Raw genomic sequence first — 22,498 nt, 5'->3', positions numbered from 1 at the left:
CAATATAGCATCTCGCAACTGATTGTTCCAAGATATAATATCTATAATGTCCATAGGAATTACCTATAGACAAAGCAAAAAAGACAGTGAGAGGCCTCACTGTCCAGGTCACTTGAATATGAACCAGGAGTTCCTAATTCGCATAGTATAACAACATCTCAATTAAGGAGGAATCCGTTCCATGAGTCTTCAGCTTGGAGGTCAACAGCAGATCGTCCTGTATCAGGCGGACCAGGATCTTGCGCAGAATTTGACAGCGATCAGAAACAAAATGCATCACATTTGCAGCCACTACGCCAATCGTACCGTACGTATTGTAACCTTGGACGGTCAAACGTTTGTCGGTCGAATCGTAAACTGCAACAAAGGCTTGCTACATTTGGCCGTACCTAACTACGGCGGGCAACGGGCGTTCTTTGGGGGCCCTTTCTACAACTCGGATGAACTCATCCTGACGCTTGTTCTTTACGAGTTGCTCGTAATTACTCTGTTGTATACTTAGGACGCACCCAATATTTTTCTGATTTTCTTCGCTTTAGAATGTTCTCAGTACAATAACAAGCAAAATGTAGAGAACCAAGATTGTAGCCGTAGATGTAAAAATGAAGTTTTTCCCATCGTAACCGCTCATTATTTTCCCTCCCAGGACTTAATTTTTATTACACCACATCTTATGAGGCAAATAACGGGTTGGTATAGACGATAACCTATAGCGGCTAATCCATTATCATTTTTTTCGAAGACGCAGTTAAAATATACTTTCGCATCCGCCAAGCGGGTGCTTTTTTTTGAAGCACGAACTTAAACCGAAGCAATAAAAAAACAGATCAATCGCTTGATCTGTCGGATAAGGCGAGGGCAGCTCTAAGGCTTCCATTTATGACCGCAGGCCGTGCATCGGTTAACTTTCCCCTTCATAAAGCTGAACAAGGAAATCACAATCGGAACAAAGCCCGCAACCACCAGAGGCCAGTAAAACAGTAGTCCAAGCCACATCAGGCAGCCGCCGGCCGCAAACCAGAGGTAAAAATAAAAAAGCTTGCCCCGCGTAACAACCTGGTCAGATTTGCATTGGGGACAGGTTTCCCAGACATCCGTCATTCTCTTCTCTCCTTTAGCCAGATGCGAAAATTAATCAGAAAGAGTCAATCCCCATCACGTGGTCCTGAGGTACGGGGCCGATACTTCTGCTGTCATTGCTGTTGTTGCGATTATCGCCCATCACAAACACATGGCCCTCCGGAATTTCCCAGGACTGGTTCGTTCCGCCGTTCATCGCTTCCTTGATGTAAGGTTCATGAAGACCCTCCCCGTTACGGTACACTTGTCCATCCTTGATTTCAATCGTATCGCCCGGCAGACCGATCACCCGTTTCACATAAAAAATCTCCTGTTCTTCGGCGCCCGAAAGCAAACGGATCAACGGATGTTCCTTTACGTCATCCAGGAACGACCTCTCACGGTCTACCCGGCTGTCGATAATGACGATATCGCCGTACTTCGGCAGCTTGTCGAAAGAATGTACGAACTTCCATGCGTAAATCCGCTGGTTATCATTCAGTGTCGGTTCCATTGAATGGCCGTCCACTCTGTAGGGTTGAATCACGAATATGCCGATAATCATACTAAGTACAAATCCGATGATGATGGAAATTCCCCATCCCTGAATTTCTTTCCAAACTTTTTTCAAAAGCCAAACCTCCACTACAACTTTTTCTATTATTATACATTGAAAACTGCAACATTCCAAACCTATAATAGCATATAATATTAATAGGTTTGGCTTATAAGAAAACATGCACAGAGGTGATACGATGGAGCTTCGACAACTACAATATACGCTGCAAATTGCCGAGGAACGTAACTTCTCCAGAGCGGCGGACAAACTGCATATTGCCCAGCCTTCCTTAAGCCAGCAGCTGTCCAAGCTGGAACAAGAGCTGGGCGTCAAGCTGTTTCAACGGAACACAAGCACCGTTGAGCTTACGCACGCGGGAGCGAGTTTTATTGAGCACGCCCGCAAAATCATGGACGCCGTGGAGCAGCTTCGCCAGGAGATGGACGACATCTCCCAACTGCGGGCGGGGCGCGTCGTCATCGGAAGCATGCCTATTACCGGCTCGCATTTGCTCCCATATGTGCTCCCGGCCTTTAAGGCGGCCTACCCGGATATCCAGGTAAACCTTCTGGAGGACACGTCGCTGAATCTGGAAAAACTGACCGCCGGCGGCGGAACCGACCTTAGCCTGCTTTCGCTTCCGCTGCAGGAGCCGACGCTGACGTATGAGGCGATCGGCGAAGAGATGATCGATCTGGCCGTCCCGCCCGATCACCGGCTGGCCGCACTCGAACACCAAGCGGGCGGCATTTCGCTCGCGGAGCTTAAGGAAGAGCCGTTTATCGTCCTCAAAAAAGGCCAGGGTTTCCGCAAGATCACCATTGACTTGTGCAAGAGCGCCGGCTTTGAACCGAACGTCGTATTTGAGAGCAACAATATCGAGACCGTACAGTCTTTAGTCGCGGCCGGAATGGGAATCACCCTGGTGCCCAGATTTATCGCCCGGGCCAAACGGAGCGAACTGATTCCGGTCTACGTTCCGCTAGCCTCCTCGCCGAGCCGCACGCTGGTTATCGCCTACCGCAAAGGAAGGTACCTGTCCAAGGCCGCCGAAGCCTTCATAGATACCTTCAAAACCACGCTGGCGGAACGCTATAGCTCGTAAAGCTTTGGGCGGCGGTCGCTGAAGACCGGAATCCGCCCGCGAACCTCGGCGGGGAGACCCAGGTCAACCCGTCCGGTAACGATCTCTTCCTCTTCCCCGCCCTCGGCCACGATTTCTCCCCAAGGGTCGATGATCAGGGAGTGCCCGAAGAATACGTCGCGGCCGCCGCTTCCCGTCCGGTTGCAAGCGATGACGTACATCTGGTTTTCGATCGCCCTGGCCATGAGCAGCGTACGCCAATGATGGAGACGGGGATGCGGCCACTCCGCCGGGACGAACAGCACTTCGGTTCCGTTTAAGGACAACGTGCGCGCAAGCTCCGGAAACCGGATATCGTAACAAATCGAAGCTCCGGAGCGGATGCCGTCCAGCGTAAACGTGACGGCGCGATCGCCCGGAGTGAGATGCTTCTCCTCCTCCATCAACCGAAACAGATGGATTTTGGAATACGCGGCGACCTCGTTTCCGTCCCGATCGAAAACAACCATGGTGTTATACACCCGGTCTCCTCTTTTTTCCGCGATCGAACCTGCGACAACGTGAACGCCATACCTGCGGGCAAAGGAAGAAAGCCAGTCTCTGGACTCTTTCCCTTCGCAGTCGGCGAGACTCCCGATACGGTTCAGGTCGTAGCCGGTGTTCCACATTTCCGGCAGGACGATCACATCCGGCTTATCCGGAGCGGTTGCCGCCTGTTTCATCCTCGCTTCCATTCTTTCACGGTTTAGCGCGGGCTGTCCAAGGACGATATCACATTGAATCAATGCCACGTTCCATGCCTTTGTATTGTTGCTCATGGTTATCTAACCTTCCTTTCTTATCGGGCGGCAACCTGCGGGCGGCCGACTATACTTGACTCCCATCATAATCTGGCGGAAAGAGACGCGCAAGGCTTTCACACCTGAAATTCCATCTATGCAGCTAGGTTAAATCGTGTTAAATTAAAACATATTATTTTTGAAGTGACGCTGAGTCAAAAAATCGCGTTTCTCATAGACCGGAGAGTGTGAGCCATGAAATCAAATCAACCTAACCCGGGGGCCGCTTCTTTTTCGATCCGGCCGGCCGACATCATGAATAAACTGCCCAAGCAGTTCTTCGCCTCGCTGGTCACCAGCGTAAACCGGGAGATCGCCGCGGGACATGACGTCATTAATCTCGGACAGGGCAACCCGGATCGCCCTACCCCGGAGCATATCGTCCGCGCCGCGCAGGCCGCCGTCGCCAACCCCCAGTATCACAAATACTCCCCCTTTCGAGGCTTTCATTTTCTGAAAGAAGCCGCGGCCCAGCGATACCGCGAAGATTACGGCGTTAACCTGGACCCGGAAACCGAGGTCGCCATCCTGTTCGGCGGCAAAACCGGGCTCGTTCAGATCAGCCAAATTTTACTGAATCCGGGCGACCTGTGCCTGGTGCCCGATCCGGGCTATCCGGACTATTGGTCGGGCACCGCGCTGGCCGGCGCGGAAATGTCGTTCATGCCCCTCAGAGAGGAGAACGCTTTTCTTCCCGACTACAACGCCATCCCGGCGCGGGATAAAGAGCGGGCCAAGCTGATGTTCCTGAATTATCCGAACAATCCGACGGCCGCCACGGCTCCGCTGTCCTTTTATGAGGACACCGTGAAATTCGCCGCCGCCCACGGCATCGTTGTCGCCAGCGACTTCGCTTACGGCGCCATCGGTTTTGACGGGCAGCGTCCCGTAAGCTTCCTGCAAGCGGAAGGCGCCAAAGAAGTCGGCGTTGAGTACTACACCTTGTCCAAAACCTATAATATGGCCGGCTGGCGCGTCGGATTCGCCCTTGGCAATAAGGAGATCGTCTCCTTAATCAACCTGCTCCAAGATCACATTTATGTCAGCCTGTTCGGCGCTATCCAGGAAGCGGCCAAAGTCGCCTTGACCGACTCGCAGCAATGTGTGGCCGATTTGGTGTCCGTCTACGAGTCCAGAAGAAACGCCTTGTTTACAGCTCTGGCCGAGATCGGCTGGGAAGCCCGCAAACCGTCCGGCTCCTTCTTCACCTGGCTTCCGGTGCCGAAGGGCCTGGATTCGGCCGATTTCGCCAAGCTGCTGTTGGAGCGGGCCAAAGTCGCGGTGGCGCCCGGCATTGGTTTTGGCAAGTATGGCGAAGGATATGTACGGCTCGGATTGCTCACCGAAGAAGCGCGGCTTTCGGAAGCCGTCCATCGGATCGGCAAGCTCGGCCTCTTTTGAGCCGGTGCGGTCATTTTCTTTTGCAAAGGCCGGATTCGCGTGGTATCCTATCAGTAATTCAAACAAATAAGCACCATATTTTGATATTAAACGTAATGACGGGACCAGTAAGAGACCGGTGCGGCCCCCAGAGAGCAGATTCCTTCGGCTGTGAGAATTTGCGGCCCGCCCGCTTTGAACCCTATCCCCGAACGGCCGGCCACAAACCGGACAGCGCCCCTGTTACCGGGCAACCCAAGTCGGATGATGAATCATCAATAAAGGTGGTACCGCGGAAGTGAAACTTTCGTCCTTTGCAAGCAAAGGCGGGAGTTTTTTTGTTTTACCTGTAGTCTAAGCTATGATTTATTTCATAAGGAGTGGTCTCCATGCAACGCCGCATTGTCGTAAAAATCGGAAGCAGCTCGCTAACCTCCCCGGAGGGCGGGTTAAACCGGGAAGCGATCCGCTATTTCGCCTTCGAGCTCGCCGCTTTGCGGTCGGCGGATACCCGGGTTCTGCTCGTATCCTCCGGCGCCGTAGCCGCTGGCTTCCGGGAAATCGGGTATCCGGAGCGGCCCAAACTGCTTCATGAAAAACAAGCCGCCGCCGCCGTCGGGCAGGCGCTGCTTATGCAAACCTACCGCGAGGAACTGGCCGAGCACGGAATTTCCGCGGCGCAAATCCTCCTCACCCGCTCCGATTTCCAAAACCGGAGCCGGATGGGCAACGCCAGCATGGCGTTGGAAGAGCTGCTGAGCCGGGGTATCCTCCCGATTATCAATGAAAATGACACCGTCTCGGTCGATGAATTGAAATTCGGGGATAACGATACATTGTCCGCGCTGGTCGCCAATCTGATCAAAGCCGATCAGCTCATTATCCTGACCGATACCGACGGATTATACACCGCCGACCCGCGCATCGACCCCGCGGCCGTCCGGATCGACCGGGTCGCGGAAATCAACAAGGAGCTGTACGCCATCGCCGGCGGGGCGGGCTCCAGCGTAGGGACGGGCGGCATGCGCTCCAAGATCGACGCGGCCAAAATCGCCTCGCGCGGCGGCATCCCCGTCTTCGTCGGCAAAGCCGGCCGCCCCGGGGATCTTCGGCAAACGCTGGAAGGCCGCGGCCGGGGAACTTATTTTGAGACGCACAGCTCCGCCCTGCCGCGAAAAAAACAATGGCTTGGCTTTATATCCACCCCGATCGGCGCTTTGACCGTCGACGCGGGGGCCGAGGAGGCGCTCATCCATGGCGGGCGCAGCTTGCTTCCCGTCGGCGTGCGCGGGGCTGAGGGCCATTTTCAAGCCGGCGACGTGGTGGAAGTGCTGAACGATCAGGGGGAAGTGCTGGGGAGGGGCATCGTCAACTACGACGCCGGCCAGCTCCGGGACGTTCTTGGCTTGCCCAGCACGGAAGTGATGAAACGTTTAAACGAAGTCCACCGTCTGGAGGTCATTCATCGGGACGAATGGATTTCCTTAAAATCTTAAATACTCGATATCCATGAAGGAGGTTAAACCATGAGTGAAGTAAGAGAAAAAGCGGCGTTAGCCGGCAAAACGACCGCCATCCTGGGCGGTCTGAGCACGGAAGCCAAAAATGAGGCCTTGCTCGCCGCGGCCAAGGCGCTGGAGGAGCGGGCCGCCGAAATTATCGCCGCGAATGGCGAAGACCTGGAACGCGGCCGGAAAAACGGCACATCCGAATCGCTGCTGGACCGCCTTGCCCTGAACGAAAGCCGGATTGCCGGCATCGCCGAAGGGCTGCGGCAAATCGCGGAGCTTCCCGATCCCGTGGGCGATGTGCTCGCGACGATCGACCGCCCGAACGGCCTGCACATCGTCCAGCAGCGCGTGCCGCTCGGCGTTATCGGCATCATTTACGAAGCCCGTCCCAACGTCACGGTGGACGCGGTCGGCCTTTGCCTGAAAACCGGCAATGCCGTCGTGCTGCGCGGAGGCTCCTCCGCCCTCTCCTCCAACCGGAAAATCGTCGAAATCATCCACCGGACGCTCGAGGAAACCTCCGTCCCGAAGGACGCCGTCCAGCTGATCGAGGATCCGAACCGCTCCTCCGTCGATGAGATGCTGAAGTTAAACGGGCTGCTGGATGTCGTTATCCCGCGGGGCGGCAGTTCCCTGATTCAGACCGTCGTGCAGAACGCCACCGTTCCGGTCATTGAGACCGGGGCCGGAATCTGCCACACGTTCCTGGATGAGTCGGCCGATCCGGCCATGGCCGAAGCCATCACTTTGAACGCCAAGGTACAGCGTCCCTCCGTTTGCAACTCGATGGAAACGCTGCTGGCACACCGCTCCTATGCCAATCGCCACTTGGCGGATCTGGCGGATAAATTCCGGGAAGCGGGCGTGGAACTGCGGGGCTGCGAATCGGCCCGCAAACTCGTCGCCTGGGCCAAACCGGCAACCGAAGAAGACTATGCGACCGAGTACAACGATTATATTTTGAACGTGAAGATCGTGGACGATCTGGATGAAGCATTAGCCCATATATCCCGTTTCGGCACGAAGCACTCCGAATGCATCGTGACGGAAAACGGCGCGAGCGCCGCCCGCTTCCAGCGGGAAGTTGACGCGGCCGCCGTATACCATAACGCTTCCACCCGCTTTACGGACGGCTTTGAGTTCGGCTTCGGCGCTGAGATCGGAATCAGCACGCAAAAGCTGCACGCCCGAGGGCCGATGGGATTACCCGCGCTCACTTCAAGCAAATATATCATTCACGGGAACGGTCAAATCCGGAAGTAAAGATTTAGGAGGTTGAAACCATGCTGAACGAATCCACCGCAAAGGCGCCGGAGATCTGTTTTTACGGCGCCGGTTCCATGGCCGAAGCGATCGTGCGCGGCTTAATCCACAAGCAGGTAGCGGCCCCGGGACAGATCGTCATGCTGAACCGCAGCAGCGCAGAACGGCTGGCTTACCTGGAAGAACAATACGGCGTAGTTACCGGAAACGGCGCAGACAAAACCGCGAAACATCTGGGCCAAGCGTCCGTAATCGTTCTGGCGATGAAGCCGAAGGATGCGGGCGAAGCTTTAAAAGCGCTGGGGCCCATGCTTCGCGAAGGGCAGCTCGTCATCTCCGTCATCGCCGGCCTGTCGATCGGCACCATCCAGGCGCTGCTCGGCGTGAAAGCGCCGGTGGCTAGAACGATGCCGAATACGTCCAGCTCGATCGGATTCGGCGCCACCGGCATCTCCTTCTCCGCCGAGACCTCCGAGGAGCAGCGCCGGCGGGTGCTCTCGATGTTTGAAGCGGTCGGCACCATCCAGGTGATCCCCGAGGACCGGATGGACATATTGACCGGGATTTCCGGCAGCGGGCCCGCTTACTATTATTACATGATGGAAGCGATGATCGCCGCCGGCATCGAAGGCGGACTCACCGCCGAGCAGGCGCGCGAGCTGACCGTGCAAACCGTGCTCGGCGCGGCGGTCATGATGAAGGAAACCGGCGAAGCGCCGGAAAAACTGCGCAAAGACATTACTTCGCCGAACGGGTCGACCCAGGCCGCGCTCGAAGTGCTGGCCGACCGCGGGTTCGAAACGGCCGTCAAAGCGGCGGTTCACCGCTGCGCGGAACGCTCCCGCGAAATGGGCGAAGCGGTAAAGGAGGCTTTGTTATGAGCTATTGTACAGCGACGTACCGGATTTACGATGCCAAGGCCGATTTTGAACGCAAGGCCCAAGCCATCGCCATCGGCATGACCGTCGGCACCTGGACCGAGCTGCCCCAGATCAAGCAGGAGGAGATGAGGCCTCACCTAGGCCGGGTGGAACGGATCGAGGTACATGAGCCGGATAACGGCGATGATACCGAGCGTTACGCGGACGTGTTGATTTCCTATCCCGACATCAATTTCAGCCGCGACCTCCCCGCCCTGCTGATCACGGTGTTCGGCAAAATCTCGATGGACGGCAAAATCAAGCTGCTGGACCTCGATTTTTCGGACTCGTTCCTCAGCGCCTTCCCCGGCCCGAAATTCGGCCTGAACGGCGTAAGGGACCTGCTGGGTGCCCAGGAACGCCCGCTCCTGATGAGCATCTTCAAATCCGTCATCGGCTACGATCTGAACGGGCTTAAAGAGCAATTTCTCGCCCAGGCGCTTGGAGGCGTCGACCTGATCAAGGATGACGAGATCTTGTTTGAAAATCCGCTGACTCCGATCGACCAGCGCGTGCGCGTCTGCCGGGAAGCCGCGGAGGAGGCCGAGCGCGTCACCGGCAAAAAGCTGCTGTACGCCACAAATCTCACCGGTCCGACTTCGAAGCTGAAAGAGCAAGCGCTGCGCGCCATCGATGCCGGGGCCTCCGCCCTGTTGTTCAGCGTGCTGCCTTACGGCTTCGATGTCCTGCACGAACTGAGCTCCGATCCCGACATCACCGTGCCGATTGCAGCGCATCCGTCGCTGGCCGGCGCGTTGTACCCGTCGCCGCACTACGGCATCTCCGCCTCCCTGCTGCTCGGGAAGCTGATGCGGATCGCCGGGGCCGACCTCGTGCTGTTCCCCTCGCCTTACGGCTCGGTCGTGATGCCGAGGGAGGAGAACCTGGCGATCCGCCGCGAGCTCACCGCCGAGGCGCTGCCGCAGCGCGCGAGCTTCCCGGTGCCGTCGGCCGGCATCCATCCGGGGCTTGTTCCCCGGATTCTGGACGACTTCGGCACCGATGTGGTCGTGAATGCCGGCGGCGGCATTCACGGTCACCCGGGCGGCGCGAGCGCCGGCGGCCGCGCCTTCCTGCAGGCGATCGACGCCGCGATGAACGGCGTCTCCCTCGAGCAGGCGGCGGCGAGCCTGCCCGAATTGAAAGCGGCCCTCAACCTGTGGGGAGGGCAGCGATGAACAGCGGCAAGCAGCCCGTCGTCTTCTGCGATTTCGACGGGACGATCACCAAGAGCGATAATATTGTGGCGATCATGCAGCATTTCAAACCGCAAGGATACGAGCCGATTATGGAGCGGATCCTTTCCCGCGAATTATCGATCCGGGAAGGCGTCGGGGCGATGTTCGCCCTCTTCCCGGCTTCGATGCGCGAGGAAATTACCGCGTTCGTCTTAGGACAAGCCGGGATCCGCGCAGGCTTCCGGGAATTTCTCGCTTACGTGAAGCGGCGGTCGATCCCTTTTTTCGTCACGAGCGGGGGCATCGATTTCTTTCTGGAGCCGCTGCTGGCTCCGTTTGATATTCCGCAGGACCATATTTTCTGTAATACCGCCGATTTCAGCGGGGAGCGCATCGCTATTTTATGGCCCCATCCCTGTGACGAACATTGCAGTAACGATTGCGGCATGTGCAAAGCCGCGGTGATGCGGCGGTATCCTCCGGATCAATACGAACGGATTCTGATCGGGGACAGCCTGACCGATTTTGAGGGGGCCAAGCTGGCGGACCGGGTTTATTCGCGCGCCAAACTCACCGAAAAATGCCGGGAACTGGGCATATCCCATATTCCATTCGAGACGTTTTTCGAAATTACAACCGACATGATCAGGCGGGAAGGAGTGAACTAAGTTGACATTTTCAGAAATCTCTCTGGAGGAAAAACAGAAGGCCCTCGGCGAACTCCGAAATATCAAGGAACAATTTGCCGCCCGGGGCTGGTTCCCCGGAACGAGCGGTAATTTGTCCGTACGGGTCGGGGGCTTCTCCCCGGACCGGTTTCATTTTGCGGTCACTTCGAGCGGAAAAGACAAATCGGTTCACAGCCCGGAGGATTTCCTCTTCGTGGACGCCGCCGGCGAAGCCTGCGAAACGACGTCGCTCAAGCCGAGCGCCGAAACGCTGATTCACGCCAAAATTTACCGAATGACGGGGTGCGGGGCTATTTTTCATGTGCATACCGTTTACAACAATCTGATCAGCGAATACTACGGGGACGAGGGGGCCGTACCGGCCCAAGGCATCGAGCTGATTAAGGGGCTCGGTATTTGGGAGGAAAATGCCGCCATCCAAATTCCGATTCTCCCCAATTACGCGGATATCCCTTCGATCGCCAAGCTGATCCCCGGAGCGCTCAAGCCGGAAATCCCCGGCATCCTGCTGCGCAATCACGGCATCTATGCCTGGGGAGCCAACGCATTTGAGGCGAAGCGGCATTTGGAGGCTTTCGAGTTTATTTTTGAAGTGCTCTACCGTTCGCTGCTGCTCCGCGCCCATAAGTAAGCGTACTTCTACGCGCCCCCGCCCGCCTGGTTTATCGCAACCACGGCGGGCGGGGTTTTTTTCTAAGTTTAAAGCACGCCTCGCTTTATATTATTTCTTTCCGTTTAGAGAGATAGATGTACAAGACTATACCGGTTATCGAGCAGATTGCCGCGCATAGACCGATGAACCCGTAACCGGCTTGAAGCCCGCGCAATAAAGCTGTCTCAGGATCGGACGTGTACAACCCCTTAACAAGCTCTATCACGCCGCCAATGATATAGTTCCCGATGACACTTCCCAGCCCCATCAGGGTTACTGTAAAAGTAATGGCGGTATCGCTCCCGTGAGGATATCTTTTGGCGATAAAGGCCATCACCGTGGGATAGATCATGGCGATCCCCAAGCCGGCAAGGGAAAACAAAAAGGCGAAACGCTCGCCGGTAAGAATCGCGGCAAACGTACAGACCGCCGAAAATCCCGAAAACAGGATCAGCGACAAGGTGAAGCCGATTTTATCGGTGATCGGCCCAAGCAGCAGCCGCGCCAGCGTAAAGCAGAGGAAGAACGCCGACAGCATGCCGGAAGATTTCACCGTGTCCCAACCGTAGGCTTTTTCCAGAAAATTGACCAGCCATCCCCCTACCGCAAGTTCGGAAACAACGCCAAACGATAAGATGAGAACCATGAGCCACAGCACGGGGTCTCGCATCAATGTCTTCAGGGAAATCCGATCCTCCTGCTTGATATCATCCCCCGGAAACTTGCTGCCGAGAGCGAAAAAGATGGGGAGTACCGACAAAGAAAGCATAACCAGATACATCCCCCTCCAATCCAGCGTAAAACCGTAAATCGTGATTTTCATTAAGCCCGTGGCGACGAGCGGTGCCACCATAGAGCTCAGACCGTAGAAACCATGGGTCAAATTCATCATCGTTCCTGCATTTTTTACGAAAATTCGGGCACCGAGAATGGCCAGAGCAATCTCCAGCATCCCGTTGCCTATGTACATGAGGAAATAAGACGCTGAAAACACCGGGTAATTTTGCGAGAAAAAAATCAGAATTCCCGAGACGATCATGGCCAAAAAGGAGAGTATGGTTACTTTTTTAATTCCCCAGATCCGGGTCAGATAAGCGGTAAAGGAACAGGCCAACAAATAGCCTAATGCATTGAGCGACAACAATGTGCCCAACTGGGATTCGCTCAGCATAAAATCAAACTGAATTCGCGGGATTGCCGGCCCCTTTATATTCTCCGAAAACCCGAATATAACAAATCCTATAAATATCGTAGCCAGTTGCATGATGTAAATCTTATTGAGTTTGCCAGAATTCTTCCCCAAATTTTTACGCTCCTTACTTTCCGTTTTTTTGCAATAACCTGCCGGCCGTAAGTTAAACTCTCCAGCGTTGCCGCCACCAGGCCTTGCCTGAAATCCTCTCGTGTATGATGATACTCGAACACAAAAAGAACCGCCCGCACAACTGAACACCACCGGACGGTCCTTTAACATTTTACCAGAAATACAGCTTACCAGAAATACAGCGCTCCGATCACGACGGCCAGCAGCAGCCGGTAGACGGCGAACGGGACAAGCCGGATCCGGTTGATCAGCTTGAGGAAAAAGCGGATCGAGAGCAAAGCGAAGATAAACGCGCTTATAAAGCCGGCAATAAAGAAGGGCAGCGCATCCACCGTGAAATACTCCCAGTTTTTCAGCAGGGAGAGCCCGCTGGCCCCGGCCATGATCGGCACGGCCATAATAAACGTGAAATCGGCTGCCGCCCGGTGGCTGAGCCCGAGCAGGACTCCGCCGGATATCGTCGAGCCCGACCGGGAGAATCCGGGCCAGATTGAAAGGCACTGGAACAAGCCGATCGCAAACGCCTGCTTGTAGGTGATCTGGTCGACGGATTCCACGGTCGGCCGCTTCGGCCCCAAACGGTCCGCCGCGATCATCAGCAGCGCGCCCACGACCAGGCCGACCAGCACCGTGGCGGTGGAGAACAGGTATTCATCGATATAGTCCTCCAACAGAACGCCGAGAATGCCCGCCGGCACCAGCCCGACCAACACCTGAGCCAGCTTCAGCCTCGATCCTTCGCCGACCTTGCCATAACGGGATGCCGCGGCGGCACCATGTTCCCCGCGCCGCTTCATCCGGGAAATGCCGAGCAGATCCATAAACCGTTCCCGAAATACGACAAGCACCGCCAGAATGGAGCCTAACTGGACGACGACTTTAAATGTATTCGCCACATACTTGGATTGCAGCAACTGCTCCGTCTTCAACCACATATCGTCCACGATGATCATATGGCCGGTCGAGGAAACGGGGGCAAATTCCGTCAATCCCTCGACCAATCCGAGAATGACCGCTTTGATCAAATCGATAAAATCCATGCGAAACCTCTCTCCCCGTCAACCCTTTTTTCTCGTCCGCCAAAACCAAAACACGCCGCCGATCACAACCACCGCGATCAAAGCGTAGGCAATATTGGAGTAAACGTCCATAAACTCGACGATCTTCTCCCAGGAACCGCCCACCGCGGCGCCTACGGAAACGAGGATAATGTTCCAGATCAAAGTACCGATCGTCGTAAACAACAGGAACAGACCGAACTTCATCTTGGACATCCCCGCGGGAATCGAGATCAGACTGCGGATCAACGGAATCATCCGGCAAAACAGCACCGTCCAATAGCCGTATTTATCAAACCAGGCATCCGCCCGCCGGATATCCTCTTTTTTCAGGCGCAAAAATTTACCGTACCGGTCCACCCAACCTTCCAGCTTATCGACATTGATCAGGTAACCGATCCCGTACAGGATGACCGCACCGAGCACCGAACCGACCGTCGCCGCGGCAATGACCCCGACGACCGTCAAGCTTGTATACGTCGTCATAAAGCCCCCGAAGGTGAGAATCACCTCCGACGGAATCGGCGGAAACACATTTTCCAGCGCGATCAACAGCAAGATCCCGGCATAGCCAAATTGCTCCATAATATTCGTAATCCAGTTTTCCACGAAGTACCTCCAAAACGGTTATAGATGTCATTTTTGCAAATTCCGTAAATACCGCGCACGAATGAAGTAGAAATACATCCCCTGCACGAAACAAAAGCTGAACAAGATCAGGCAAGCCTCCCAGGCAATCGGGATAAAAAGATAGCTCTGCAGCGCGATGAACGCAAAAATACTGTGAACGAGCGCTACCCCTACCGGCAAAAAGAACATAAGACCCAGTTGAGCGGTCACAACCCGCTCCATTTCCTTGCGGGTGAGCCCAAGCTTGGTAAGCGCGGCATACTGCCGCCGGTCATAGTCCAGGTCGCTGTAAAGCCGGAAGTAAAGAAAGCTCCCCGCCGACATAAAAAACACGGTTCCGACCAACATCGCAAAGAACAGCAGAGCTCCGTAGGTGGTCCGTTGAACCTCGAACAAGGTCCCGCTCACCGACATGGCGTAATCCAGAGTGGTTTCATACTTCATCTTTCCGTTATCCGTCAAATTTTTCGCCATCCCGACGGTCTCTTTCAGCTCGGAATCCGTATAAAACGCTGTGTAAACCGCCCGATTTGAGCTCGGAGCCAGCCGTTCCCACATCGCGTCGCTGACGACGAGCCCCGAAAAATTGCCGCCCCGGAAATCACCGAGCTCCGGCGTTAAATATTCGGGAACGGACACGTGTTGCGTAATGCCGGCTTCGTGCAGCCGCACTCCATCCGCTTCAAGCACATAACTTGCCGGCTTCCGTCCCCGCAGGAGCAGCTTTTCCCGCTGTGAGCTCATGAGCACAAGCCCCCCGTTGTCGTCCGGGGGTTCCTCCCCAATCTCAATCCCCGCGGCGGCCACCAGTTTTTTATAATCGGAAAAAGAGAGCAGCGCCAGCTGATCGGGAACATTCGCAAGTGTCGCCGACGCAACGTCAGCTAGCAGTAAATCCGCCTTTTCCTCGTGAAAGGCGAGACCCCGCCCCGCAAGCTCCTCCCGGATCTGCGTTAGATGCTCCTTGCTCCCGGCATTTCCCGGCTTGGCCATATAGCCGATTTGAGCGGGGTGATCCTGCGCGAACTCGCCGGACAGCCGGTTGACGGAGGCGAATACGCCGACCGCACAAAACGTGACCGTCGAAATCATGGAGACGAGAAAAAACATCCAGGCGTTCTCTTTCAGCCGGTACGATAAATTGGAAATCAGGATCAGATTCGTCCTGCGCCAGTACCTGGCCAAATTTCTCTTCAACAGGTGAATCAAAGTGAGGCTGGCTTGCGAGAAAAATAAATAGGTGCCGAGCATCGTCATCAAGGCCACGGGGACCATGCGAAGCTTCACAACCGGTGCCGATGCCGTCACGGCCAGTACATAGCTGGCCATGAGCAGGGTTGCCGCCAGCAGGGACAGCCCTTTGGAGAACCGGGGCTGGCCTTTCCTTTTCACGCCGGATTGAAACAAGTCGATAAGCCGGGTGGAGCCGAGCAGCATCGTCGTGCAGGACGAAATCGACAGAAACAGCAGCAGGAATGCCGCCAATGTCAACAGAACGCTCCAGGGTGAAATATGGAACGACAGCCCTTCGATCCCCAGCAGATTCGAACCAGCCATAAGAAACAGCTTGGCCGTCAACAGGCCGGCCAGTATCCCCGTGCCCAGCGCTCCGAGGCCCACCAGCATATTTTCCGTGAACACCAGCTTGCGCAGCTGTTTTACGGTCAACCCGTGCAAGAGAAGCAGCCCGAATTCCCGTTTCCGGGAACGAAGGAATGAACCGACGGAGTAAAGAACAAACAAAAAGCAGAATACGAACATGATTCCTTCCGCTTGCCCCAGCACAAGCAGTGCCGACTTCCAGGCCACCCTGGCGCGCAGCTCCGGATGAAACAGAAACACGGCGCATACGAAAAAGATCATGACCGAAAACGTGCTGCTCAAAAAATAAGCCGCATAAGTGCGTTTTTTCCTTAACACATGACTAAAGGCGAGCTGACGAAAGGTGATCCGTATCCCCTCCCAGCAGCGACATCATGTCGATGATTTTTTGAAAAAAAGCCTGGCGGTTGTCCCCCCGGTAAACTTCGTTATACATGCTTCCATCCTTGATGAAGATCACCCGGTGACAAAAACTCGCGGCAAAGGCGTCGTGCGTCACCATCAGAATCGCGGCCCGCTCCGCTTTGTTCATCATCGCGAACGCTTCCATGACATCCCGGGAAGACTTGGAATCCAGGTTTCCGGTCGGTTCGTCGGCCAGGAGCAGCGAGGGATGATGGATCATCGCCCGGGCGATCGCGGTCCGCTGCGTCTGTCCGCCGGAGATCTCATGCGGAAATTTGTCCAGCACGCGGACGATTCCCAGCCTTTCCGCCAAATTCGCCGCATTTCGCTTCATTTCCTGTACCGGCGAACCTTCCAGCGTAAGCGGAAGCACGATATTTTCCTCGACGGTCATCGTATCGAGCAGGTTAAAGTGCTGAAAAATAAAGCCGAGCTGCCTTCTCCGGAAGAGGGCCATCCGCTCCCGATCCAATTCGTGCGGGTTTTGTCCTGCGATCTTTACGGTCCCTGAGGTAGGTTCGTCGATCGTAGCGATGACGTTGAGCAGCGAGGTTTTCCCGCTGCCGGAGGGACCCATAATCCCGACGAATTCCCCCTCCTCCACCGTAAAGCTGACATGGTCAAGGGCCTTGGTGGAAATTTTGCCTTCATAAATTTTTGACACTTCCCGGACTTCCAGAATCGGCATCCTTCCACCTCCTCACTCCGATAGCTTCATTATACCCGGGACCTCTAGCGGGTTCCCATGGATTAACCTTACACTTCCTTACTTCCTTGTAAGGTTCCCGCTCGATTTCCTCCAAAGAAAATCCGGACCGTAGTCCCCTCCATGACGGCAGACTCCAGCTCAACCCGATGACCCAGTTGATGACAAATCTGCTTGACAAGATACAGCCCCATCCCCGTGGACTCCCTGAAATTCCTGCCGTTTTCCCCGGTAAAATATGCATCAAAAACACGCGGGAGATCGCTGGCCGGGATGCCGACGCCTTCATCGGAAATCTCCAGCACGGTTTCATCGTCCCGCAGGTAACCTCTTAACGACAAATTCGCATCTTCCTTGGTCGTGTATCGGACCGCATTGGTCAAAATTTGGGTCAACGCAAATGCCAGCCACTTCTCGTCGGTGGCAATGACCAGGCGTACTCCAGGCGGGAACTGCAAGTGGGGAAATACTTTGCTGCGGATAAAAAGCCGTTTCTGCTCCGAAACGACGGAGCGGACAAGAGACTCCAAGTCCAGCTTCTCCACCATGAAATCCTGCGAGAAAGCGTCCAGCCTCGTGGCGTACAGTACCAGGTCCAGCCCTTTGCGAAGCCGGTCCACCTCATCTCCCACCGCGACGAAGCGCGCATCATCGCTATCCTGCACCAGAAGATGAATGACCGAAACCGGGGTTTTCATCTGATGCACCCACTGGCTTATAAACTGAAGGTGGCGGGTGATTTTGTATTGTTGGGCATCCAACTCGGTGATGTACGAGCGGTATTGTTTTTTCAAGAACCTATACAGCGATTCGGAAAGCGGCGTTTTCGGCTCCACTTCCTTGAAGCCGTCCATCGCCCCGTCCTGTTCCAGGCAAGTGTAGAACGAACGGTGGGTCAAATACCGGACGAGCAAATAGGCGGCCAGCAGGCATCCGCTAAGCAGTGCGGCGTACAGCACGACAAAGATATTGCGGTACCCGTCCAGCCAGTACACGCCGGAAACCACCAGCAATTGCAGACCGTATACGGCGACGAGAGCCCGGTGATCTTTCAAAAAAAGCTTCATCGCGCCTCCTCCCAATGGGGCATCAGCCGGTAACCTTGGCCGCGCACGGTTTGCAGGGCTTCCTCAATCCCCAGGGCGGCGAGTTTTTTGCGAACCCGCGTTACATATACGTTCAAGGTATTATCGTCGACAAAAACCTGGTCGTCCCAAATCTTCTCCAGCAGACGATCCCGGCTGACCACCGCTTCCCCTCTGCGCATCAATTCTTCGAGGATTTTGACTTCGGTCAGACTGAGCTCGATCTTCTTGTCCCGCAGACTCAAATACAGACGGTCCTTGTCCAGCCTAAGACCTTCCAGATGAATTGATCTTTCACCGCCGGCCGCGGCGTAGTCTCCATAAGTTCTGCGCAGCTGGCTGCGGATTTTGGCCAAAACGATGTCATAGTCGAAAGGCTTCGTTATGTAATCGTCCGCCCCGTTCTCCAACGCCATGACCTGGTCCATTTTCCCTTCCCTGGCGGAAATAAAAATAATCGGGCAGGTGGACAAATTGCGGATCTGTCTGCACCAGTAATAGCCGTCAAACTTGGGCAGATTGATGTCGAGCAGAACAAGATGCGGCGCTTCCCGTTCAAACTCTTCTTTGATCCGCTCAAAATCCGCTGCCTTGCACGTATCGTAACCGAACCTCTGCAAATAGTTTTCCAGCAAGCCGGCAAGCTGTCGATCATCTTCCACAATATATATTTTGAACATCCGGTCTTCTCCTTCTATACCAACGTTTCATCTGTCTGCATTGTAACAAAAATAGACTCCGAAATAAAAAAAGAGGGCCGCAGACTCCCTGCAACCCTCGATTGGCTTGATGCCGTTTATAGCCGTTCCTCGCCGCCCCACTCCGCTTCCTTCCGGCGGCCGGACAACAGCTTGAGGCCCCCTCCGATCAGAATCGCCGCAACCAGAACCGGCCGTAGATATTCATCAATCAAATAGCGTATCTGCAGGTACGGGAACCACCGGTCGAGCGCAGGAATTATAAATTCCACTCCCACATAATAGACGCCCATCAATACAAGAGCGATTCCCAGCCAATGCTGGCTGCCCCCCCTGCTTCGGATCAACGGAATGTCCTCCATCGGCAGAATGCCGTACCGGCTCGTCTGCTGCAGTCCGTCAAAAAAGCAGTAAAACCAGATCACGGGGACCACAAACAGAAAAACGGACAGACGCAGTACGTCGATAATGTAGAAGCTGCCGAGAAACAGCACCATCATCTGGAGACCACGCTTTTGCAAGCCGAGGTACATTTGGCCCGCTCCGGGAAACGCGGACAGGAGTGTAGCCAGGACCTTGCTGCGGCGCCCCTCGATCCGGCCCGCTTCCCATTCATCCAAGAGCGACCGGTCCTGCAGAGGTTCCCCGGCCTGCTTGCGGTGAATGAGCTGGACGGCGTCGAACATGCAGTAGAGCCAAATAATCGGTAATAAGCCCAGAAACAGCAGGAATACCGTTACATGCGTGACGCCGGTCAAGAAGAACATCATCGTGATCAGTCCGAAGAAGAGGATCAGAAAGGACAGCCCCCGCTGCATCAGCCCCATTTGGAAATGACCGAGTCCCGGAACAAAAGAGAGCAGAATCGTAAAGAATCGCTCGGTTTCGGCTTCGCCGCGGCGCGATGCTGCCATCGGGTCGTACGCCGAACTTTCCTGGGCCGCCGGCTCTCTCAACACTACGATAAGCAGATCCAGCATGGAAATGGTCCAAAGGATCAACTCCATTATCAAGCCGGCCAGGAAGAATTCTCCGTGATCACTGATCAACGCCACCAGAAAGCCGCAAAAAATCCCTCCGAAGAAGAAGAGCGGATAGAAAATCCCTCTTCCCTTCTTCCCCCAGTAAAAGTGGCCCAGCCCGGGGATCACATTCAATATAAACGCCAGCATTCTGCTGCGATAGTAAGTCAATGTTATCATCCTTTCCCCGTGAATTTAGCTACCATCTTAGTTATCAGCCGCAGCTGCCGCGGGCTTGATCCGATCCATCCACAACGAGGCCCGCTCCAGGAGCTGCTCACTCAGCGGAGCCCCGCTGCCCTGGTGTTCCACCGCTGCGCTCGTCCCCGCCGCCAGCAGATCAAACACTCCGCCTCCGAGCAGCAGGAAGGTGATGGAAGCGGCGATCACATAATGCAGCACCGGGCGGTCCCAACGCCACTGCTTCCTTTTTCCTTCGGCCGCCCCGTTCAACCGCCGACCCGGAAGCCGGGCCATGACATCACTTGCGAAGCGCTCTTCATCCGGCAGCGTCGGCAGTTCGGACTCGACCGACTGAAACTCCTCCATATAGAGTTCAAACTGCCTATCATCCGCCCGCATCAGCGCCTCCATTCTGTCGGCTTCCGCCTTCGGCAGTTCGCCGAGGATATACTTCCGCCAGAGGATCCGCTGCATTTCCGGTTCGTTCATTTCCATTCCTCCTCCTTCCAATGCTCACGAATCCAGGCCCTGGCCCGGTACAGCTTTGACTCAATCGTCTTGACGCTTAACGCAAGCTCCGAGGCGATTTGCTCATGGCTTTTTTCTTCAAAATAAAAAGCGGTCACCACCTGCCGGTGGTTCGCAGGGAGCTCCGACAGTTTGGATCGCAGCTCGTTTCTGCGCTCCTGGCTCAGCATCTTCTGCAATAATTCATCTTCTTGCGCGGGAATTCGGTCCGCCACATCGGCAGGATCCCAATGTTCCTCACGACGTCGATCCCGCCGCCGCTTCAAATCGATCGCTTTGTTGACGGTGATGCGGGATAACCAAGACTTGATTCCTTGCGAACGGTAAGCGGAGAGAGACTTATAGACTTGAAGAAAAGTTTCCTGTGCGGCATCTTCCGCCTCTTTCTCGTCATGGAGGACCGAGTAAGCAATACGGTATACCATCTGGCCGTAAAGCTTGACAAACTCGTGAAATGCCGCGCGGTCGCCCTCCTTCATCTTTTCGATTAACTCCTCGTCAATAGCTCTCCCCTCCCCTCCAAAAACAATAGACGCCCAAGGAAGACCTTCCCCCTGCATTAAGATCAATTTTTTTTAAAAAGAATCCGATTTATCATGAATGTCAACTAACATTACATGAATCAATGAATCTTATATGAGTTTGAAACTCTGCAGATATTGAATGAATAGAAACGATATCCGTAGGAAAACTAGCATTGTAACGCTTACTTTGCATATAAACTAACTTGTTAATAAACCTTACATCATTTTATAATCCACTCAGTTAACCAATTATGCGTAAGATTATATTACATATGGTTAACAAATTACATCATGGAGGTCGATCCTATGAACACTTGGAAATCCCACACCTTGAAATGGGTGCTCGCCGCCGGTCTCGCCGTTACGACAGCCGCGCTTCCGGCCATGCCGCTCCCCCGCGCGTTCGCTGCCGAATCCGGGGCAGCCGCCGTGGACGCACAAGCCGCCAAAACGCTGCCCAAGGTTCAAGTCATCGCCACCGGCGGTACGCTGGCTGGCAAATCGGTGGACGAAACGAGCTTTACGAACTACCGGGCGGGAACCCTTCCGATTGAAGACATGGTCAAAGCGCTGCCGAACAAGGATAAAATCGCCGAAGTCAGCACCCGGCAATTCGGAAATTCGGGATCCAGCGCCTATTCCATACAGCAATTATACGATTTGTCCCTCAAGGTTGATGAAGCGTTGAAAACCCAGGACGGCGTCGTCGTAACCAGCGGAACGGATACGATGGAGGAGATCGCCTATTTCCTCGATCTCACGGTCCGGAGTCCGAGGCCGGTCGTGGTTACCGGCTCCATGCGTCCGTGGACGGTGATCGGATCCGACGCCCAGGCCAACCTGTACAATGCCATCAAATTGGCCGCCAGCGGAAAAACCAAATATTTCGGCACCGTAGTGATGCTGAATGATGAGTTTCATGCCGCTCGCGAAGTGACCAAGACGAATTCCTACCGGACCGATACTTTCGCCACTCCCCAAATCGGCTCTCTAGGTTATATCGACGAAAACAATATTCGCGTTTACCGCGCCCCATTTCGAGCCCTGAAAACCGCAAAGGAATGGGCAACTCCATTCGACCTTACCAAAATTACCAAAAATGATTTGGCCAAGGTCGAAATCGCCTACTCCTACCAGGATGCGGGTCCCGGCGCTATCAGCGCTTTTGTGGCTAACGGGGCCAAAGGAATCGTCACGGCCGGTACAGGCGCCGGAGGCATCTCCCAAGCGATGAGCGAAGAACGCGCCAAAGCCATTGAACAAGGCGTCCTATTCGTGACGACGACACGCACAGGCTCCGGCAGCAACTATTCCAGCGGCAAAGGCATCATCGCCGGGGATAACCTGAATGCACAGCATGCCAGAATCATGCTCTTGCTCAGCCTTTCTTTCTCCAAGGAGTTCGCGACCATCCAGGACTGGTTTACCACTTACGGCTACGGACAGATCGAGCTCCCGGCCAAATAACTCCAGTCCCCGCTTATATATCAAACTCCGGGAGGAAGTCTGCAAGAATAGAACGTTACAGAGGCGAAAAAAGATACTGATTACGGCAAATCTCATACTCTAACAGCAAAAAAGCGAGCTGCCGGGATACTC

24 protein-coding genes are annotated in these 22,498 nt (G+C 54.9%); 10 read left to right on the top strand and 14 right to left on the bottom strand.

The annotated features are described in order from the left end of the window. Nucleotides 1-181 precede the first annotated feature (181 nt). A complete protein-coding gene (locus tag V4U84_RS10145; protein WP_334071510.1) occupies nucleotides 182-502 on the top strand; it encodes a hypothetical protein in 321 nt (106 codons plus the stop codon). A 33-nt stretch (nucleotides 503-535) separates the two neighbouring features. On the opposite strand, the gene V4U84_RS10140 is transcribed toward V4U84_RS10145, so the two are convergent. From V4U84_RS10140 to lepB, 3 genes are all read right to left on the bottom strand, one after another. Next, the gene (locus V4U84_RS10140; RefSeq protein ID WP_334071511.1) at nucleotides 536-631 is read right to left on the bottom strand and encodes a YjcZ family sporulation protein; all 96 of its coding nucleotides are present in this window, start codon (nucleotides 629-631) and stop codon (nucleotides 536-538) included. Between the two features lie 233 nt (nucleotides 632-864). Then, complete coding sequence (locus tag V4U84_RS10135) at nucleotides 865-1,101, bottom strand: hypothetical protein (RefSeq protein WP_334071512.1); 237 nt, start codon at nucleotides 1,099-1,101, stop codon at nucleotides 865-867. A gap of 34 nt (nucleotides 1,102-1,135) precedes the next feature. Further along, entirely contained in the window at nucleotides 1,136-1,690 is a 555-nt protein-coding gene (lepB, locus tag V4U84_RS10130; protein ID WP_334071513.1) for a signal peptidase I, read from the bottom strand. Between the two features lie 124 nt (nucleotides 1,691-1,814). Between lepB and V4U84_RS10125 the strand changes: the two genes are divergently transcribed. Continuing rightward, the gene (locus V4U84_RS10125; protein ID WP_334071514.1) at nucleotides 1,815-2,723 is read left to right on the top strand and encodes a LysR family transcriptional regulator; all 909 of its coding nucleotides are present in this window, start codon (nucleotides 1,815-1,817) and stop codon (nucleotides 2,721-2,723) included. On the opposite strand, the gene V4U84_RS10120 is transcribed toward V4U84_RS10125, so the two are convergent. Then, the gene (locus tag V4U84_RS10120; protein WP_334071515.1) at nucleotides 2,711-3,520 is read right to left on the bottom strand and encodes a carbon-nitrogen family hydrolase; all 810 of its coding nucleotides are present in this window, start codon (nucleotides 3,518-3,520) and stop codon (nucleotides 2,711-2,713) included. The genes V4U84_RS10125 and V4U84_RS10120 overlap by 13 nt on opposite strands. Nucleotides 3,521-3,736: 216 nt before the next feature. On the opposite strand from V4U84_RS10120, the gene V4U84_RS10115 reads away from it, so the two are divergent. From V4U84_RS10115 to mtnB, 7 genes are all read left to right on the top strand, one after another. After that, entirely contained in the window at nucleotides 3,737-4,942 is a 1,206-nt protein-coding gene (locus tag V4U84_RS10115) for a pyridoxal phosphate-dependent aminotransferase (RefSeq protein WP_334071516.1), read from the top strand. Between the two features lie 368 nt (nucleotides 4,943-5,310). Next, nucleotides 5,311-6,417 (top strand): glutamate 5-kinase, encoded by a 1,107-nt coding sequence (gene proB, locus V4U84_RS10110; protein ID WP_334071517.1) that lies wholly within the window; start codon nucleotides 5,311-5,313, stop codon nucleotides 6,415-6,417. Between the two features lie 30 nt (nucleotides 6,418-6,447). Further along, nucleotides 6,448-7,695 carry a glutamate-5-semialdehyde dehydrogenase gene (locus V4U84_RS10105; protein WP_334071518.1) on the top strand — a complete coding sequence of 416 codons (1,248 nt, stop codon included), beginning with the start codon at nucleotides 6,448-6,450 and terminating at the stop codon, nucleotides 7,693-7,695. 20 nt (nucleotides 7,696-7,715) lie between these two features. Further along, the gene (gene proC, locus V4U84_RS10100) at nucleotides 7,716-8,576 is read left to right on the top strand and encodes a pyrroline-5-carboxylate reductase (RefSeq protein ID WP_334071520.1); all 861 of its coding nucleotides are present in this window, start codon (nucleotides 7,716-7,718) and stop codon (nucleotides 8,574-8,576) included. Beyond that, the gene (locus V4U84_RS10095) at nucleotides 8,573-9,793 is read left to right on the top strand and encodes a 2,3-diketo-5-methylthiopentyl-1-phosphate enolase (RefSeq protein WP_334071521.1); all 1,221 of its coding nucleotides are present in this window, start codon (nucleotides 8,573-8,575) and stop codon (nucleotides 9,791-9,793) included. The genes proC and V4U84_RS10095 overlap by 4 nt, the downstream gene beginning before the upstream one ends. After that, nucleotides 9,790-10,461 (top strand): 2-hydroxy-3-keto-5-methylthiopentenyl-1-phosphate phosphatase, encoded by a 672-nt coding sequence (locus V4U84_RS10090; RefSeq protein ID WP_334071522.1) that lies wholly within the window; start codon nucleotides 9,790-9,792, stop codon nucleotides 10,459-10,461. The genes V4U84_RS10095 and V4U84_RS10090 overlap by 4 nt, the downstream gene beginning before the upstream one ends. 1 nt (nucleotide 10,462) lies before the next feature. After that, entirely contained in the window at nucleotides 10,463-11,113 is a 651-nt protein-coding gene (gene mtnB / locus V4U84_RS10085; RefSeq protein WP_334071523.1) for a methylthioribulose 1-phosphate dehydratase, read from the top strand. 85 nt (nucleotides 11,114-11,198) lie between these two features. On the opposite strand, the gene V4U84_RS10080 is transcribed toward mtnB, so the two are convergent. The 10 genes from V4U84_RS10080 to V4U84_RS10035 form a co-directional block, all read right to left on the bottom strand. Then, nucleotides 11,199-12,398 (bottom strand): MFS transporter, encoded by a 1,200-nt coding sequence (locus V4U84_RS10080; protein WP_334072045.1) that lies wholly within the window; start codon nucleotides 12,396-12,398, stop codon nucleotides 11,199-11,201. 227 nt (nucleotides 12,399-12,625) lie between these two features. Further along, nucleotides 12,626-13,498, bottom strand: a complete 873-nt coding sequence (locus V4U84_RS10075; RefSeq protein WP_334071524.1) for an undecaprenyl-diphosphate phosphatase — start codon at nucleotides 13,496-13,498, stop codon at nucleotides 12,626-12,628. Between the two features lie 18 nt (nucleotides 13,499-13,516). Next, nucleotides 13,517-14,125, bottom strand: a complete 609-nt coding sequence (locus V4U84_RS10070) for a DedA family protein (RefSeq protein ID WP_334071525.1) — start codon at nucleotides 14,123-14,125, stop codon at nucleotides 13,517-13,519. Nucleotides 14,126-14,152: 27 nt separating this feature from the next. Next, nucleotides 14,153-16,030, bottom strand: a complete 1,878-nt coding sequence (locus tag V4U84_RS10065; RefSeq protein ID WP_334071526.1) for an ABC transporter permease — start codon at nucleotides 16,028-16,030, stop codon at nucleotides 14,153-14,155. 40 nt (nucleotides 16,031-16,070) lie between these two features. After that, nucleotides 16,071-16,841, bottom strand: a complete 771-nt coding sequence (locus tag V4U84_RS10060) for an ABC transporter ATP-binding protein (RefSeq protein WP_334071527.1) — start codon at nucleotides 16,839-16,841, stop codon at nucleotides 16,071-16,073. Between the two features lie 68 nt (nucleotides 16,842-16,909). Next, nucleotides 16,910-17,926, bottom strand: coding sequence for a sensor histidine kinase (locus tag V4U84_RS10055; RefSeq protein ID WP_334071528.1), 1,017 nt, complete (start codon nucleotides 17,924-17,926; stop codon nucleotides 16,910-16,912). Continuing rightward, on the bottom strand, nucleotides 17,923-18,624 hold the full coding sequence (locus tag V4U84_RS10050; protein WP_334071529.1) for a response regulator transcription factor: 702 nt from the start codon (nucleotides 18,622-18,624) through the stop codon (nucleotides 17,923-17,925). The genes V4U84_RS10055 and V4U84_RS10050 overlap by 4 nt, the downstream gene beginning before the upstream one ends. A 116-nt stretch (nucleotides 18,625-18,740) precedes the next feature. Then, nucleotides 18,741-19,844 carry a hypothetical protein gene (locus V4U84_RS10045; protein WP_416367230.1) on the bottom strand — a complete coding sequence of 368 codons (1,104 nt, stop codon included), beginning with the start codon at nucleotides 19,842-19,844 and terminating at the stop codon, nucleotides 18,741-18,743. Nucleotides 19,845-19,871: 27 nt separating this feature from the next. Next, on the bottom strand, nucleotides 19,872-20,336 hold the full coding sequence (locus tag V4U84_RS10040; protein ID WP_334071531.1) for a hypothetical protein: 465 nt from the start codon (nucleotides 20,334-20,336) through the stop codon (nucleotides 19,872-19,874). Further along, complete coding sequence (locus tag V4U84_RS10035; protein ID WP_334071532.1) at nucleotides 20,333-20,854, bottom strand: RNA polymerase sigma factor; 522 nt, start codon at nucleotides 20,852-20,854, stop codon at nucleotides 20,333-20,335. Before V4U84_RS10035 ends, V4U84_RS10040 begins: the two co-directional genes overlap by 4 nt. Before the next feature lie 351 nt (nucleotides 20,855-21,205). Here V4U84_RS10035 and V4U84_RS10030 point away from each other — a divergent pair, with 351 nt between their 5' ends. Beyond that, nucleotides 21,206-22,366: an asparaginase gene (locus V4U84_RS10030; protein WP_334071533.1), complete on the top strand. Its 1,161-nt coding sequence runs from the start codon at nucleotides 21,206-21,208 to the stop codon at nucleotides 22,364-22,366. Nucleotides 22,367-22,498: the final 132 nt, after the last annotated feature.

Source organism: Paenibacillus sanfengchensis (assembly GCF_036864765.1).
Taxonomy (GTDB): Bacteria; Bacillota; Bacilli; order Paenibacillales; family Paenibacillaceae; genus Fontibacillus; species Fontibacillus sanfengchensis.
This window is presented reverse-complemented; position numbering and strand designations above follow the sequence as displayed.